The sequence below is a fragment of the Staphylococcus sp. GDX7P312P genome (assembly GCF_008385775.1).
GTDB lineage: Bacteria > Bacillota > Bacilli > Staphylococcales > Staphylococcaceae > Staphylococcus > Staphylococcus haemolyticus.
The window spans coordinates 50,226-65,365 of record NZ_VUKI01000001.1 but is presented as its reverse complement, the minus strand read 5'-3'; the positions used below and the strand labels follow the sequence as shown (position 1 = coordinate 65,365).

Genomic DNA, 15,140 nt, shown 5'->3' with positions numbered 1-15,140 from the left:
TTACTTTTTCTTTTTAGTTAACTATCAATATTTTATAAATTTTATTTAGTTTAAACTATGCTTTCTAAAAAACAATATTATCACAGTCTAAAGTGATTTTGCATTTATCAACTTAAATCTAGTTATGTTTAAATAATTTTTTTGGTTTATATCAGATTAATTTACCAATCATAATTCAAACACAATTTTAGATAGAATTTTTAGTTTTCTATATTCAGCCTGTTATTTTCTAGCAAATTAATATAAAGTCATGTAAAATTTGTATATAATATTAATCGTTCGATTATAAGAATTTAAGGAGTTTTCTCATGAAATATTCATCCCGTCAACAGCCTTCAAAACATTGGCTACGTAAGATAGACTGGATACTTGTAGCATTATTAACCATACTTGCCATTATAAGTGTTACTACGATTAGTTCAGCTATGGGTGGAGGACAATATAGTGCAAACTTTAGTATTCGCCAAATCATATATTACATATTAGGTGCTATTATCGCATTAGTTATTATGCTTATTTCACCTAAAAAGATTAGAAATAATACATATATTCTTTATTTTATCTTTTGTGTACTACTTATCGGTTTACTCATATTACCTGAAACATCTATTACACCAATCATTAATGGTGCTAAAAGTTGGTATTCATTTGGACCAGTAAGTATTCAACCCTCAGAATTTATGAAGGTCATCTTAATTCTAGCATTAGCAAAGAGCGTTTCTAACCATAATCGTTTTACTTTTAATAAATCTTTTCAAACTGATTTAGTCTTGTTCTTTAAAATCATAGGAATTTCAATAGTTCCAATGGCTTTAATCTTATTACAAAATGACTTAGGTACAACGCTTGTGATTTGCGCTATTATTATCGGAATAATGTTAGTTAGCGGTATTACATGGAGAATTTTAGCACCATTATTTATAGCCGCTTTTGTTTTTGGAGGAACTATTATATTAGCTATCATTTATAAACCAACGTTAATTGAGAGCCTTCTAGGTGTGAAAATGTATCAAATGGGACGAATTAATTCTTGGTTGGATCCATATTCATATAGTGCTGGAGACGGTTATCACTTAACAGAATCTTTAAAAGCGATTGGGTCTGGTCAATTATTCGGTAAAGGATTTAATCATGGCGAGGTTTACATTCCTGAAAATCATACAGATTTTATATTCTCAGTAGTTGGAGAAGAAATGGGATTTATAGGTGCTGTAGTTTTACTACTCATCTTTTTAGCATTGATTTTTCATTTAATTCGACTTGCTACGAAAGTTGAATCTCCATTCAGCAAAATATTTATCATAGGCTATGTATCACTACTTGTTTTCCATATATTACAAAATATAGGTATGACAATCCAATTACTACCTATTACCGGTATACCACTACCTTTTATTAGTTACGGCGGTAGTTCACTATGGAGTTTAATGGTTGGTATAGGTGTCGTCTTATCTATACATTTCCATCAAAGACAAACAATGCCTAATAAAGAAGCGTAATCACTTTTATAAGTGATTACGCTTCTCCCTTTATCAATTGCTAGCAGACTATTTAAGTTCTTGGCGCACAGGTGTTGTAGCTGGCAATGAATTAATAATGTCTAAACGAGATTTAGTTTTTTTAATATTCACACCTAATGACGATAATAATTTAACAACATTTTGCAATTTATCCGAATTACTCATGGCTTTCACCTCGTTTTATGACTTCAAAGTTATACTACCCCAATTATCGATGTTTTACTACATTAATTCAGCATAAAATTGATATTTAATAAAATTATTTTAATTTATCAACCTAATACCTTATAACCATCATCATAAATTTCTTTTTCAATACTATTTAAATTCGTAGGTGTTTCATAAGAAATTTTAACTAATTGGTCATTTAGTTCTACAATTACTTCATCTACACCTATCATCTTCTCAAGTCTAAGTTGGAGTGAATTAGCTTGCTCTTCAGTATTTAATTCACTAATTCTAATTTCACTAAAGTTCATTTAATTAACCCCTAATCTTTCATTAATTTTTGAAAAGTCACTAACAATTCTTCCATCGCTTCTTCTTGAGCGCCGTTATTCACTTTATCCATGATACAGCTTTTCATATGATGATCTAGCAACTTAGTGGCCACACTATTTAAAGCTGATCTTGTAGCTCTAATTTGAGTTAGCACGTCATCACAGTATACATCTTCTTCAATCATGCGATTAATCGCTCTAACTTGCCCTTCAATACGATTGAGTCTTGATTTTAAATTCATTTTAATTTGCTCGGAATGATGTGCATTTTCATGATTATTCAAGGTCGTCACCCTTTCTAATAGTACTATCATATCGTATAATTTACCTTCATATTCGTCAAACACTGTAACTTATTTTCATGAAAAAGGGTCATGCTATTTAGCTAATGCCATGATACAATTAAGTTTAAGAAAGTACTAGACTTATCTTATTCTTGCAAGAATTAAAAAAAATAAACAGGAGGCGTACTATGGTAGAAATATACTCAATGTCTTTCACGCATTCCTCATTGATTATTAATATCATTTTAATTGCTGCCTTTATATTAAACTTAATTTTTGCGTTTGTTATTATCTTTATGGAGCGCCGTAGTGCTGGTTCAATATGGGCTTGGCTACTTGTTTTAGTATTTTTACCAATTATAGGGTTTATTTTATATTTACTATTAGGACGCCAAATTCAACGCAATCGTATTTTTAAATTGAAAAAGGAAGACCGTAAAGGCCTTGCTATGATTGTCGATGAACAAATTGAAGCATTAGAAAGCGACGATTTCTCAAAAGGTAATCATCAAATTGTTAAGTTTAAAGAAATGGTACGCATGTTACTTTTTAACAATGCTGCATTCCTTACTACTGATAATCAAATCAAGATTTATACTGATGGCCATGCAAAATTTGATGCATTATTAAGTGATATTAAAAATGCAAAAGATTATATACATATTCAATACTATATTTTCAAAAGTGATGAATTAGGTCATCGAATTCTCTCAGCACTTGAGGATAAACTTGATGAGGGCTTAGAAGTTAAAATGTTATACGATGATATGGGATCAAGAACTCTAAGAAAAAAAGATTTAAAACACTTTCGTCAAAAAGGTGGACATGTTGAATCTTTCTTCCCTTCTAAACTCCCACTTATAAACCTCCGTATGAATAACCGAAACCATAGAAAAATAGTTATTATTGACGGTAAAATTGGTTATGTTGGTGGTTTTAATGTAGGCGACGAATATTTAGGTAAAGATAAAAAATTTGGATATTGGCGAGACACTCATTTACGATTAGAAGGAGATTCTGTAAACGCACTTGAACTGAGATTTATATTAGATTGGAATTCACAATCAAACCGTGATTCAATCGAATATGAAGATCGCTATTTTCCTGATGTAGACTCTGGTGGAACAATAGGTGTACAAATTGCCTCAAGTGGTCCTGATGAAGATTGGGAGCAAATCAAATATGGTTATTTGAAAATGATTTCTTCAGCTAAACAATCTATTTATATTCAATCACCCTATTTTATTCCTGATCAAGCCTTCATTGATGCAATTAAAATAGCAGCTTTAGGTGGTGTAGAGGTCAATATCATGATTCCTAATAAACCTGATCATCCTTTTGTTTATTGGGCTACCTTAAAAAACGCAGCTTCTCTATTATCAGCTGGTGTGAAAATCTATCATTATGATAATGGTTTCTTACACTCCAAAACATTAATTATTGATGATGAAATTGCTTCAGTAGGTACTGCCAACATGGATAATCGTAGTTTTACATTAAACTTTGAAGTAAACGCATTTATCTATGATGAAGCAATTGCAGCTCAACTAAAAGAAGCATTTATTCAAGATATGAAAGTATCTTACCGACTCACTGAAGACCTATATAATAAACGAAGCCTGTGGATTAAATTTAAAGAAGGTATATCTCAATTACTTTCACCTATTCTATAGATAATTTAGATATAGTAGCTTAAAAAATCACATTGAAAATATTATAGACTTAAAATAATACTTTAGTCCCGAACTCATCTGAACAATAAGGAGATTAAAATGGATGTAACACGACAAATAGAATTAGCGCATCGTTATATGAAAGATTTTCATAAAAATGATTATTCTGGTCATGATATTGCACATGTAGAACGTGTAACGTCACTAGCTCAAACAATCTCTAAATGCGAGCAACAAGGAGAATATTTAATTATCACATTATCTGCATTACTTCATGATGTCATTGATGATAAGTTAACAAATAAAGCCAATGCTTTAGATCGTTTAAAAATATTTTTAAAGAACATTCGCGTATCTTCTGATCAACAACAAAAGATTATTTACATCATTCAACATTTAAGTTATAGAAATGGACAAAATAATCATGTAGACCTTCCAATTGAAGGACAAATTGTTAGGGATGCAGATCGACTAGATGCGATTGGTGCTATTGGTATTGCTAGAGCATTTCAATTTTCAGGCCATTTTAATGAGCCAATGTGGACAGAATCACCACATAGTGACATACCTAATATTGAAACGATTACTAATTTAGAACCTTCCGCTATACGTCACTTTTATGATAAATTATTAAAATTAAAAGATTTAATGCATACTGAAACTGGTCGAAAATTAGCTAGAGAAAGACATGCGTTTATGGAACAGTTTTTAAATCAATTTTATAAAGAATGGCATATATAAAAAAAGGTCGATACCCTACGTAAGGATATCGACCTTTTTACTTACTAGTTTCAATTAAACTAATTTATTTTTTCTTTTTATTATTCTTAGAAACGACTTGAGTGTTTTTACCTTTTTTATTTGAGTTACTATTATTTTCCTCAAATTTTTCAATCATTGGTGCAACTTCTCTTTGAGCAACTTTTTCATAGTACATATTGGCGAAGTATGTTTGAACAATCAAGAATGCCGCACTGACTGACCAATATAAACCTAAAGCTGAAGCCGAACTTAATGAAATCCAAATAATCATGATTGGTGACACAATCATCATCATATATGTCATTTGACGTTGTTCTTGAGGCATTTGCTTACTTGATACCCAAGCTTGGATAAAGTAAAGCACACCGGCAATGATAGTAATCCAAATATCAGGATGTATTAAATTAAACCATAAGAAGTGAGGATGTTCTGCAATACCGCCACCAATACGGTAACGTAATACAAAGTATAATCCCATGACAACTGGCATTTGAATTAATACAGGTAAACATCCTAATGCACTCTTCATTGGATTAATATCGTATTTCTTATATACTTCCATCATTTCTTGGTTTGCTGCCATTTTCTCTTCTTGAGTACGTGCACGTTTAACTTTCTCTTGCACGCCATCAACTTCTGGTTTGGCAACTTTCATTTTTTCACGCATCAAATGACTATTTTTATAGTTTGATAGCATGAATGGTAACAAGATAATACGTATTACTAAAACTAATACGATAATTGCAATACCGTAGTCATCGTTAAATACTGAATGGCCTAACCAATGTAATACTTTAGACATTGGTTCTACGAATGTATTATAGAAAAATCCATCTCTATTACTAGATTTAGAATAGTCACATCCGGCTAAAAAGACCATTACCCCTAATAACAAAGGTAGTAACGCTTTCTTCTTCATTTTTACACCTCTATTGATATATTCACATAGGGATTATTTTATCATAGTAACCGTGTACTAGAAAACAAAAAAAGAAAAATTTTATTATTTATTTGAAATAACTTTTCATTTTAGTAACAGTCTTGTCAATATTATGACTACGTGCAATCGCTGAAATAACTGAAATACCATCTGCACCATTTTGAGCAATAGGTTCAATATTGTCTTCTGTTATGCCTCCAATTGCTACCATTGGTAAAGAAGGATTGATGTTCTTTAATGTAGAAATCATTGATGGACCTACTGGTGCGTTAGCATCATCTTTAGAGATTGTTGCAAACATAGGTCCAACTCCAATATAATCAACATGTTCTAAATCCGAATGATAATATTCTTTCTCATTTCCAATGCTAAGCCCAATGATTTTATCTTTAAATCGTTCAGCAAAAGACTTCACATTTTCATCATCTTGCCCTACATGAATACCGTCTGCATTTATTTTTCCAGCTAAATCAACGTCGTCATTTACAATAAATGGTACTTGATAGTCATGACATATTTTTAATAAATCAATTGCTAAATCTTCTTTCGCAACACCATCTAATGATGTTGGCCCCTTTTCACGGAATTGAAAAAGGGTAATTCCAGCTTCTAAAGCTTGCTTGAGTATTTCTCTAATATCTTTTCCTTCTGGAACATCTTGCGTACCGCAAATAAAATAAACATTTAGTAATGATGAATTAAACATATTATTCAACCTCTTGTCTTTTGACTTGTTGTTGGTAGGTATTAAAGTCAATGTTATACATTTGATCTAACAGTTTGGGTAAAAATGTACCTGGTCCATTCACTTGTTGATCCTTTTCAGCAATTTCAGCAGCAATATTATAAATGCTCACTGCTTCTTCTAACACTTGTAGTGTTGGATTTTCTTCTCTAAATAAGAAACTCGCTACAATACCACCGAGTAAACATCCAGCACCAGTAATTTTAGCTAATAAAGGTGACCCATTAGATAACTTGACAACTTTGCCACCTTGGACAACAACATCATCTTTACCTGTTAACACGATGGCTGTATTCAATTCCTCATGGGCTCTCTTAGCTATTTCAACAACATCTAAGTCAGTTTCACCATCTGTACCTTTCATCGTTGTAGTCGCATCTACTAACGTTAAAATTTCTGAGGCATTTCCTTTAATTACTGATACTTTCACTTCTGATAAGAATTTTTGGCAAAATGCTTTACGATATGAAGATGCACCAACTGCCACTGGATCAAATACAATCGGTGTTCCTTGTTGATTCGCAATTTTACCAATTTCCAATATGTCTTGTTCATTTGCTTTAGTCATCGTGCCAATATTAATAAGTAATGCACCAGCGACTTTATAAAATTCCTTCGCTTCTTCAGGTGCTTCACTCATTGCTGGGCTCGCGCCGATACTGAGTAAACCATTGGCTGTAAAATTTTTCACGACATCATTTGTATAACATACAACTAGAGGGTTCTCTTGTCTCAAACGTTCTAAGTTATTCATCATCTAAACCTACTTTCTTCATATAAGCAAAATGGTTCACCGGCCCTCTACCTTGACCAATCTCTGGCGTATATTGAATACTTAATGAAATAAATTTCTTAGCTTTTTTTACCGCTTCATAGATTGATTTACCTTTTGCAAGTTCTGCAGTAATTACCGCTGAAAATGTACATCCGGTGCCGTGAGTATGTTTTGTATCAAAGCGTTGATCTTCAAAAGTATATACATCATCCTTAGTAAACAAGAAATCTTTGGCATTGTTTAAATCAGCAGAATGCCCACCTTTTATTACGACGCCTTTACTACCTATCTCGTTAATAAATATGTTACCAGCTTTTCGTATATTTTCTTCAGTGTCTATTTTGATACCAGTAATTTCCTCTGCTTCAGGAATATTAGGCGTGACGACATCTGCTAAAGGTAGTAATGTATTCTGTAAATGTTTCTTAGTATCATCATCCATAAGTGAATCACCACTTTTAGCAAGCATAACTGGATCAATAACGTATGGAATATCTGAATGTTGTTTCAAATAATGTTGGATTAACTCCATTGTTTCATGAGTTGCAATCATGCCTGTCTTAATAGCATGTGGTAATTCATCATTAAAGACACTGTCTAATTGTTCTTGTACCCAACTTGTCTCAAGATTATGGATGTGTTGAACGCCTTTAGTGTTTTGCGCAACAATACTTGTAATCGCTGCCATACCGTAGACGCCACAGGCATGAAATGATTTTAAATCGGCCATCACACCAGCGCCACCTGATGGATCAGTTCCTGCAATTGTTAAAGCAATTTTGGGTTTATGCATTTTTGTCGCCTCCGAAGTTCCACTGTTCATTAATATAAGCCATATTAAAGAAATTACGTTCATGTATTGTACTTTGTAAGAAACTTTCTTTAATATCTTTTTTCTCTTGTTCTGTACAATTTGCTGTTAATTCATCTAATAAATTGTCAAATACTTCGATTAATGGTCGCATTTCTGTGCTATAGAAATCAAACCATTTCGCTGTTACTGAATCTCTATTTAGATTTTGATCATCTAATGCCATTTTAGCTACTACTTCATATACATAAGGACAAGGTGCCATTGCAGCTATAGTATACGCAGCATTTTCATGTGCATATGCGTGATAATACATATGTTTAATATAATGATCTCCACTAGGTGGCCATACTTTTTCTTTAACAATTTCTTCATAAGGTTCGTTGATATAATCTGCTAGGATTTCATGTGCCTCAACCTCACCATCAAGCATAAATTCAATTTGTTCAACTAAAAATTTAACATCCTTCATTGATGGCGCTTTTGGGATAAGAAGTGCATATAAATTTGTAAATTCTTTCAAATATGATGCATCTGCTCTTAAATATTGACGTACTGCTTGAGCATCTAAATCCCCTTTTAATAGGTCTTGTATAAAACCATCATTATAAATTTCTTCAATAGTAGGTTGCGCAGCCTCTTTAATCTCAGTTGAAAATGTCATATTAATCCTCCTTAAAATTAAAAAATGCTACATTTCAACGTAGAAATGTAGCTATCATTCAATAAAGAGAACGTAACATTTACATAACTACTTTCCTACGTTGGTACTAACCAAATCAGGTTATAAGGGTCTGAATTAATCATCTCAGCCATTTACTATGGCTCCCCTAGTAGCATTAATTTATTAATTTAACAATATCAAAATGACTGCGTTTTATCAAACAAAACAAAAAAGAGTGGAACAAAATTCACTGTTCCACTCTTACTTTAAAATGATTAAATTACTATATTATGCAGTTACCCATTGTGAAGCGCCTGCAGTGTTATATAATTTAACTGCTGCAGCATCTTGTACGTCTTCAGGAGCTTGTGCTGGTGAAACACCTTTATATTCATCAGGAGCTACTGAATCCCAAGTAGATTGTAAGAATTGATATTTACCTGCTGCACCTGAACTTGGGTTGATAGCAGTAATGTCGCCACCAGATTCACGTTGTGCAATTTGTTGTAAATGACTGTTAACATTTACAGAAGAACCACTTGAAGCATTGCTATTTGAAGAACTTGAGTTAGAAGTTGTAGCTTCAGTTTGTGGCTGTTGTGTTTGTTCAGTTTGAGGTGCTTGTTGAGTTTGAGTTGGTTGAGCTTGACTAGATTGTTGTTGTGAACCAACTTGTTCAGCTGAAGTTTGATTAGAAACAGTTGAAGCTTGTGCACTTACATCTTGTTGTTGAGAAGCTTGACCTGATTGTGCATAGTTCCAGCTCCAATTAGTACCATCTGATTCAAAATGGTAAGTGAAACCTTCATAATCAAAAGTTACATTGTAAGCACCCTCTTGGATAGGGCTATCATTTAATGATTGATCATTTGATTGAGCTAATTGAGCTAATTCTGCTTTATTTACTTGAGCTTCGCTCGCATCTGCGTGTCCAGCGTTGCCAGCAACTACTCCTAAACCTACTGCTAATGATGAAGCAATAATTGTCTTTTTCATAATATATATATCCTCCTAAGAATGCTTGTGTCTTAATTAATTTTACAAGTAACACTTTAACATCCATAAAATCATAGTAGGTTACAGTGAAATAAAAAAAGACAGGACTTTTTTACATAGAAATTACATTAGTAAAACCATAATTATTTCAATTGCAAACTATCATGACAGTTTTGAATAGGTATATAAACATCTTATCTTTGTAATATTAATGAAATCTTTCAGATAATTAAATGGGTAATTTAATAGCCTCCCTTATAAATTCTTTATATAAGAGAGGCCAAGAGTATAATTAAAAGAAGTTTTTATAGTAAATAGGGATGGAGTTATTAGAACATTAGTTAACATCAATCACTTCAAGGTGATCAAAGGAATAAGCGTCTTCATCATATGAGGTGTTAGGAAGAATATTATCGTTTTTAGATTTAGGGGACATAAATTTAATTGTTTCAACATATAATTCAGTCACAAAATGCGTTTGGCCATCTTTATCGTACTTACGAGATCTCATTTGTCCTGTAATACCAACTAAAGTGCCTTGGTCTGTATATGATTCTATATTTGTTGCTGTTTTACCAAATGCCTTACAAAAAATATAATCACAAGCTATTTCATTATTTTCATCTTTATAATTACGCTCAGTTGCAACACAGAACGTAGCTATCTTCACCTCCTCGTTTTCAAATATTTGTGCCTTTTTGGTCAATCGACCTACTATCACAATTTTATTTAGCATGTGTTACCTCCTTCTATAACTATATTATTCATTTATAATTTAGGCGTCAAAATTCTATTTTTAATATTTTTATTCCTCTTAATACACAAAGTTTGATATATTTAAAGAAAATAATTGTAAAACTCATATTAGATTATTAATAATTTCATTTTTTGCATAATTTTAAATTTTTTGGGGATGTGATGAAGTGAAGACATTTAAAGCTGTACGTTTTCAAATCGTAAACGAGAATGGTGGAATAACTGAATTCGAGTTAGAAGATGGTGTAATCATTAATAAAGAAAATAGTGGCACAGGTTGGCTCTTAGAGGTTGTCATTTCAAATGCACATTATGAGACAATGAAAAAATATTATGATGATCAAACTTTATTGGACATTAGAGTCGTGATAACGCGTCCTTCAAATGATCCCGCTTTATTTGATGCCACAATTAAAAGCATTTCTGAATTCGAAACAACAATGTCAATAGTATTTGACTGTCATATTTATACTTTACGTCAAGTATATGCAGAGAGTTTATTAGAACAGTTAATTGATGAAGGTCTTTCTGGTGAAGAGTTAAAAATAACATTCAATCGAATGATGCAATCAAAACCAAAACTTAAAGAAGAAAAATTTGAGAGAGAATAAAAAATTGCCTCCTAACACTTTATTAAGTTAGGAGGCAATTTTTTTATTATTTAGGCATCTTGAATTGCGAAAGTTAGTTCACAACTGCAAGCTAATTGTCCATCAACAGTTGCTTTAGCTGTACCTTTTCCAATCGGACCTTTAATTTTAGTAATTTCTACTTCTAACATTAAAGTATCACCAGGAGTTACTTGCTTTTTAAATCTACATTTATCAATACCAGCAAATAAAGCAATTTTACCTTTATTCTCTTCACTGTTTAGCATAGCAACAGCTCCTGTTTGAGCTAAAGCTTCAGTAATTAGTACGCCAGGCATTACAGCATAATCTGGAAAGTGTCCTTGGAAAAAAGGCTCATTACCAGATACTTGTTTTAAGCCCACACATCTTTTGCCTTCTTCATATTCGACTACACGGTCTATTAGTAAAAATGGTTGTCTATGTGGAATGATTTGCTTAATTTGATTATAATCGAAAATTGTTTCCATAATGTAAGTCCTCCAGAAGTTTATACGATAATTATCTTATTAATCATTTACTCTTACAATGTTAGCGCCCAATGATTTTAATTTCTCATGGAAATTAACGTAACCACGGTCTAAATGTTTCAATTCAGTAACCTGAGTTGTACCTTCAGCTACTAAACCAGCTAATATTAATGCCGCAGCTGCACGTAAATCCGTTGCTTTAACTTGAGCACCTTGTAATTGACTCTTACCTTGTATTTTAGCGCTTCTGCCTTCTACAGTAATATTTGCATTCATACGTCTGAATTCGGCAACGTGCATAAATCTATTTTCGAAGACTGTTTCAGTTACCACTTTATGACCTTCAGCTGTTAATAATAACGCCATCATTTGTGATTGCATATCTGTTGGGAATCCAGGATGTGGCAATGTTTTAACGTCAACTGGTTTAAGTTCATGCTCAGCAGTGACTCTTACACCATCTTCTTGGAAATCTAAATTAACACCCATTTCTTCTAGTTTATAAATTAAACTAGTCATGTGTTCCTTCACAGCGTCTCGAACAAATACATCACCACGTGTAATTGCAGCAGCTATGATAAGGGTACCTGCTTCAATTCTATCTGGAATAATTGAATGTTCAACACCTCTTAATTTTTCGACACCATGAATTGTAATAGTATCAGTACCAGCCCCGGTAACTTTACCACCCATTTCATTGATATAGTTTGCTAAATCAACAATTTCAGGTTCTTTAGCAACATTTTCAATTACTGTTTTACCCTTTGCAAGTGAAGCAGCCATAATAATGTTTTGAGTTGCACCTACACTAGGGAAATCCAAATGAATATCTGTACCTTTTAAACCATCTTTTGTACTAGCATAAATATTTCCATTTTCAAGGTGAATTTCAGCACCTAGAGCTTCAAAACCTTTAATATGTTGCTCTATTGGTCGTGCACCAATTGCACAACCACCTGGTAATGCGACAATGGCATGTCCTAATCGAGCTAGTAAAGGACCCATAACCAATATGCTCGCACGCATCTTACTAACATATTCATAAGGTGCCTCTTCTTTTAATGTTGTAGATGCATCAACTAATACAGCACCTTCTTCTTTGTTATACTCCACATTAGCGTTTAATGTTGATAACACATTATTTATTGTTACAACATCACTTAGATCTGGAACGTTAACAAGTTTACTTTGACCTTCTGATGCTAACAGTGATGCAGTTAGTACTGGTAAAACTGCATTTTTAGCTCCTTCAACTTTAACTTCTCCAGTTAGGCGATTGCCACCTTTTATAACTATTTTATCCATAATAATCCTCCACTTTAAACTCCTATTACTATCATCATTTCCCGATTTTCAATCAATTATTTATTTATTATATCCATTTTTAAAAAGAATTTACAATAACCTCATTATTGAAATAAAAATTTCACTTGTGTTGAGAATTGTAATAAATCAATTAAAAAATTACTAACAGCTGTACCCAATAATACCGCTAAAAACATTAGACAAACTTGTACTTGAGTAGCATAGCCTTTTTTAAAAAATTGATCTAATTTAAGAGAGTTTAATGCCCAATAAGCTATACAAATACACAGAACATGTAAAATTAAGTGTACTATTGCAAATTGTCCAATATAATCCATGACATTCTCTCCTTTTAGATTTCTGTACTATATTGTACATTAAATAAGCACAGAATGATACTAATCGTGACTATGATACAACATAAAAAAGGTTTGAAAACTAAAGTTAGTTTCCAAACCTTTTTAATTATTTTAATTCTGCTACGCGTAAGCGGTTTTCAGCTCTTGCCAACGCTCTTTTAGCTCTGTTTATATCACTGTTATCCTGATCTTCTAAATGAGATTGTGCTCTTTGACGAGCTAATTTAGCTCGTTCTACATCAATTTCACTTGCAGTTTCAGCTGTTTGAACAATGACAGATACTTTATGTTGTCTAATTTCAACAAAGCCACCACTAACAGCTATATATTCAGTACCATTTCTAAAATTCACTTTTACATGGCCTGTTTTTAATGCGGCAACTGTCGGAATATGCCCACTCATGACACCCATTTCACCAGCTGTAGTTTGAAAAACAACTAATTCAACGTCATCTTTTTCGTAGACTGAACCATTAGGAGTGACAATATCAAGATTAACTGTACTCATTATCTATACCTCCTAATTGTTTAGACTTCAACACCCATATCTTTTGCTTTGGCAATTACATCTTCCATACTTCCAACTAAACGGAAAGCATCTTCAGGAATATGGTCATATTTACCATCTAAAATGTCTTTAAAATCAGCTACAGTAGTTTTAACAGGAACGTATGAACCTTTTTGACCAGTGAATTGTTCTGCTACATGGAAGTTTTGTGACAAGAAGAATTGAATTCGACGTGCACGTTCTACAGTCAATTTATCTTCTTCTGATAACTCATCCATACCTAAAATAGCAATGATATCTTGTAATTCTCTATATTTTTGAAGTGTTGATTGGACATCTCGTGCCACTTCATAATGCTCTTGACCAACAATTGCTGGTTCTAATGCTCTTGATGTAGATGCTAAAGGATCCACGGCAGGATAGATACCCATCTCAGTTAATTTACGTTCTAAGTTAGTTGTAGCATCTAAGTGAGCGAATGCAGTTGCTGGCGCTGGGTCAGTATAGTCATCGGCTGGTACGAATACTGCTTGAATTGAGGTTACTGAACCTTTATTCGTTGATGTAATACGTTCTTGTAATTGACCCATTTCTGTAGCTAAAGTAGGTTGATAACCTACAGCTGAAGGCATACGTCCCAATAATGCTGATACTTCTGAACCTGCTTGAGTAAATCTGAAAATGTTATCGATGAATAACAGAACGTCTTGTCCTTGTTCATCACGGAAATACTCAGCCATTGTCAATGCAGAAAGTGCCACACGCATACGTGCACCAGGTGGCTCGTTCATTTGACCAAATACCATTGCTGTTTTCTTAATAACACCACTATCTCTCATTTCATAATATAGGTCGTTACCTTCACGTGTACGTTCACCTACACCAGCAAATACAGAGATACCACCATGTTCTTGTGCGATATTATTAATCAATTCTTGGATTAAAACGGTTTTACCAACACCGGCACCACCAAACAGACCGATTTTACCACCTTTGATGTATGGTGCTAATAAGTCTACAACTTTGATTCCAGTTTCAAGAATTTCTACTTCAGTAGATAATTCGTCAAAGTTAGGTGATTGTCTATGAATTGGATCACGTCTTACTGAACCATCTAATTTATCTTCTAAATCAATTGTGTCACCTAATACGTTAAATACACGTCCTAAAGTTACTTCGCCAACTGGTACTGAAATGTCTTTTCCAGTGTTCTGAACTTCCATACCACGTTGAACACCATCTGTTGAATCCATAGCAATTGTACGAACAACGTCATCACCTAGTTGTAATGCAACTTCAAGCGTTAATTCAAAAGTACCATCTTCTTTGGGAACTTCGATGATTAAGGCGTTATTAATTTCAGGTACTTCATTATGTTCAAAACGAACGTCAATAACAGGACCCATAACCTGAGTTACACGGCCATTACTCATGTTGTTTCCT

19 protein-coding genes and 1 riboswitch are annotated in these 15,140 nt (G+C 33.0%); of the genes, 4 read left to right on the top strand and 15 right to left on the bottom strand.

Annotated features, from left to right (window positions below; genetic code table 11):
• Window positions 1-308: 308 nt before the first annotated feature.
• Window positions 309-1,499, top strand: coding sequence for an FtsW/RodA/SpoVE family cell cycle protein (locus F1592_RS00375; RefSeq protein ID WP_037538779.1), 1,191 nt, complete (start codon window positions 309-311; stop codon window positions 1,497-1,499).
• A gap of 48 nt (window positions 1,500-1,547) precedes the next feature.
• Here the strand turns inward: F1592_RS00375 and F1592_RS00370 are convergent, their stop codons facing one another.
• The 3 genes from F1592_RS00370 to csoR all read right to left on the bottom strand — a co-directional run bounded on the left by F1592_RS00370 (window position 1,548) and on the right by csoR (window position 2,334).
• Window positions 1,548-1,685: an Lmo0850 family protein gene (locus F1592_RS00370; RefSeq protein ID WP_107609872.1), complete on the bottom strand. Its 138-nt coding sequence runs from the start codon at window positions 1,683-1,685 to the stop codon at window positions 1,548-1,550.
• A gap of 107 nt (window positions 1,686-1,792) precedes the next feature.
• Window positions 1,793-1,999, bottom strand: a complete 207-nt coding sequence (gene csoZ / locus F1592_RS00365) for a putative copper chaperone CsoZ (RefSeq protein ID WP_037538782.1) — start codon at window positions 1,997-1,999, stop codon at window positions 1,793-1,795.
• Window positions 2,000-2,010: 11 nt separating this feature from the next.
• The gene (gene csoR, locus F1592_RS00360) at window positions 2,011-2,334 is read right to left on the bottom strand and encodes a copper-sensing transcriptional repressor CsoR (protein WP_052071619.1); all 324 of its coding nucleotides are present in this window, start codon (window positions 2,332-2,334) and stop codon (window positions 2,011-2,013) included.
• Window positions 2,335-2,492: 158 nt separating this feature from the next.
• Here csoR and cls point away from each other — a divergent pair, with 158 nt between their 5' ends.
• Together cls and F1592_RS00350 are read left to right on the top strand one after the other, a co-directional pair.
• A complete protein-coding gene (cls, locus tag F1592_RS00355; RefSeq protein ID WP_016931421.1) occupies window positions 2,493-3,977 on the top strand; it encodes a cardiolipin synthase in 1,485 nt (494 codons plus the stop codon).
• 99 nt (window positions 3,978-4,076) lie between these two features.
• Window positions 4,077-4,718 (top strand): HD domain-containing protein, encoded by a 642-nt coding sequence (locus tag F1592_RS00350; protein WP_053017591.1) that lies wholly within the window; start codon window positions 4,077-4,079, stop codon window positions 4,716-4,718.
• A 64-nt stretch (window positions 4,719-4,782) separates the two neighbouring features.
• Here F1592_RS00350 and yidC read toward each other — a convergent pair whose 3' ends face one another.
• From yidC to F1592_RS00315, 7 genes are all read right to left on the bottom strand, one after another.
• On the bottom strand, window positions 4,783-5,658 hold the full coding sequence (gene yidC / locus F1592_RS00345) for a membrane protein insertase YidC (protein WP_037538790.1): 876 nt from the start codon (window positions 5,656-5,658) through the stop codon (window positions 4,783-4,785).
• Between the two features lie 88 nt (window positions 5,659-5,746).
• Window positions 5,747-6,385, bottom strand: coding sequence for a thiamine phosphate synthase (gene thiE, locus F1592_RS00340; protein ID WP_053017593.1), 639 nt, complete (start codon window positions 6,383-6,385; stop codon window positions 5,747-5,749).
• A 1-nt stretch (window position 6,386) separates the two neighbouring features.
• A complete protein-coding gene (gene thiM, locus F1592_RS00335; RefSeq protein ID WP_037538795.1) occupies window positions 6,387-7,178 on the bottom strand; it encodes a hydroxyethylthiazole kinase in 792 nt (263 codons plus the stop codon).
• A complete protein-coding gene (gene thiD, locus F1592_RS00330; RefSeq protein WP_037538797.1) occupies window positions 7,171-7,992 on the bottom strand; it encodes a bifunctional hydroxymethylpyrimidine kinase/phosphomethylpyrimidine kinase in 822 nt (273 codons plus the stop codon). Before thiD ends, thiM begins: the two co-directional genes overlap by 8 nt.
• Window positions 7,985-8,674 (bottom strand): thiaminase II, encoded by a 690-nt coding sequence (tenA, locus tag F1592_RS00325; protein ID WP_053017597.1) that lies wholly within the window; start codon window positions 8,672-8,674, stop codon window positions 7,985-7,987. The genes thiD and tenA overlap by 8 nt, the downstream gene beginning before the upstream one ends.
• Before the next feature lie 75 nt (window positions 8,675-8,749).
• A riboswitch (TPP riboswitch) is annotated at window positions 8,750-8,852 on the bottom strand.
• Between the two features lie 110 nt (window positions 8,853-8,962).
• Window positions 8,963-9,670: a transglycosylase family protein gene (locus F1592_RS00320; protein WP_053017599.1), complete on the bottom strand. Its 708-nt coding sequence runs from the start codon at window positions 9,668-9,670 to the stop codon at window positions 8,963-8,965.
• 337 nt (window positions 9,671-10,007) lie between these two features.
• Window positions 10,008-10,406 (bottom strand): single-stranded DNA-binding protein, encoded by a 399-nt coding sequence (locus F1592_RS00315; RefSeq protein ID WP_011275249.1) that lies wholly within the window; start codon window positions 10,404-10,406, stop codon window positions 10,008-10,010.
• A gap of 187 nt (window positions 10,407-10,593) precedes the next feature.
• Between F1592_RS00315 and F1592_RS00310 the strand changes: the two genes are divergently transcribed.
• A complete protein-coding gene (locus tag F1592_RS00310) occupies window positions 10,594-11,037 on the top strand; it encodes a YwpF-like family protein (RefSeq protein ID WP_011275248.1) in 444 nt (147 codons plus the stop codon).
• 50 nt (window positions 11,038-11,087) lie between these two features.
• Here F1592_RS00310 and fabZ read toward each other — a convergent pair whose 3' ends face one another.
• The 5 genes from fabZ to atpD all read right to left on the bottom strand — a co-directional run bounded on the left by fabZ (window position 11,088) and on the right by atpD (window position 15,130).
• Window positions 11,088-11,525, bottom strand: coding sequence for a 3-hydroxyacyl-ACP dehydratase FabZ (gene fabZ / locus F1592_RS00305; protein WP_016931213.1), 438 nt, complete (start codon window positions 11,523-11,525; stop codon window positions 11,088-11,090).
• A 39-nt stretch (window positions 11,526-11,564) separates the two neighbouring features.
• A complete protein-coding gene (gene murA, locus F1592_RS00300; RefSeq protein ID WP_149809499.1) occupies window positions 11,565-12,830 on the bottom strand; it encodes a UDP-N-acetylglucosamine 1-carboxyvinyltransferase in 1,266 nt (421 codons plus the stop codon).
• Between the two features lie 104 nt (window positions 12,831-12,934).
• Window positions 12,935-13,168: a DUF1146 family protein gene (locus F1592_RS00295; protein WP_011275245.1), complete on the bottom strand. Its 234-nt coding sequence runs from the start codon at window positions 13,166-13,168 to the stop codon at window positions 12,935-12,937.
• Between the two features lie 127 nt (window positions 13,169-13,295).
• The gene (locus F1592_RS00290) at window positions 13,296-13,697 is read right to left on the bottom strand and encodes a F0F1 ATP synthase subunit epsilon (protein WP_011275244.1); all 402 of its coding nucleotides are present in this window, start codon (window positions 13,695-13,697) and stop codon (window positions 13,296-13,298) included.
• Window positions 13,698-13,717: 20 nt separating this feature from the next.
• Window positions 13,718-15,130, bottom strand: coding sequence for a F0F1 ATP synthase subunit beta (atpD, locus tag F1592_RS00285; RefSeq protein WP_011275243.1), 1,413 nt, complete (start codon window positions 15,128-15,130; stop codon window positions 13,718-13,720).
• Window positions 15,131-15,140 lie beyond the last annotated feature (10 nt).

Bases quoted from the DNA above. Each gene is read 5' to 3' on its own strand.
- thiE (WP_053017593.1), bottom strand. From the start codon at position 6,385: ATGTTTAATTCATCATTACTAAATGTTTATTTTATTTGCGGTACGCAA.
- thiD (WP_037538797.1), bottom strand. From the start codon at position 7,992: ATGCATAAACCCAAAATTGCTTTAACAATTGCAGGAACTGATCCATCA.
- csoZ (WP_037538782.1), bottom strand. From the start codon at position 1,999: ATGAACTTTAGTGAAATTAGAATTAGTGAATTAAATACTGAAGAGCAA.
- F1592_RS00290 (WP_011275244.1), bottom strand. From the start codon at position 13,697: ATGAGTACAGTTAATCTTGATATTGTCACTCCTAATGGTTCAGTCTAC.
- cls (WP_016931421.1), top strand. From the start codon at position 2,493: ATGGTAGAAATATACTCAATGTCTTTCACGCATTCCTCATTGATTATT.
- tenA (WP_053017597.1), bottom strand. From the start codon at position 8,674: ATGACATTTTCAACTGAGATTAAAGAGGCTGCGCAACCTACTATTGAA.
- atpD (WP_011275243.1), bottom strand. From the start codon at position 15,130: ATGAGTAATGGCCGTGTAACTCAGGTTATGGGTCCTGTTATTGACGTT.
- thiM (WP_037538795.1), bottom strand. From the start codon at position 7,178: ATGAATAACTTAGAACGTTTGAGACAAGAGAACCCTCTAGTTGTATGT.
- F1592_RS00315 (WP_011275249.1), bottom strand. From the start codon at position 10,406: ATGCTAAATAAAATTGTGATAGTAGGTCGATTGACCAAAAAGGCACAA.
- F1592_RS00370 (WP_107609872.1), bottom strand. From the start codon at position 1,685: ATGAGTAATTCGGATAAATTGCAAAATGTTGTTAAATTATTATCGTCA.
- F1592_RS00350 (WP_053017591.1), top strand. From the start codon at position 4,077: ATGGATGTAACACGACAAATAGAATTAGCGCATCGTTATATGAAAGAT.
- csoR (WP_052071619.1), bottom strand. From the start codon at position 2,334: ATGATAGTACTATTAGAAAGGGTGACGACCTTGAATAATCATGAAAAT.
- F1592_RS00320 (WP_053017599.1), bottom strand. From the start codon at position 9,670: ATGAAAAAGACAATTATTGCTTCATCATTAGCAGTAGGTTTAGGAGTA.
- yidC (WP_037538790.1), bottom strand. From the start codon at position 5,658: ATGAAGAAGAAAGCGTTACTACCTTTGTTATTAGGGGTAATGGTCTTT.
- F1592_RS00295 (WP_011275245.1), bottom strand. From the start codon at position 13,168: ATGGATTATATTGGACAATTTGCAATAGTACACTTAATTTTACATGTT.
- murA (WP_149809499.1), bottom strand. From the start codon at position 12,830: ATGGATAAAATAGTTATAAAAGGTGGCAATCGCCTAACTGGAGAAGTT.
- F1592_RS00375 (WP_037538779.1), top strand. From the start codon at position 309: ATGAAATATTCATCCCGTCAACAGCCTTCAAAACATTGGCTACGTAAG.
- fabZ (WP_016931213.1), bottom strand. From the start codon at position 11,525: ATGGAAACAATTTTCGATTATAATCAAATTAAGCAAATCATTCCACAT.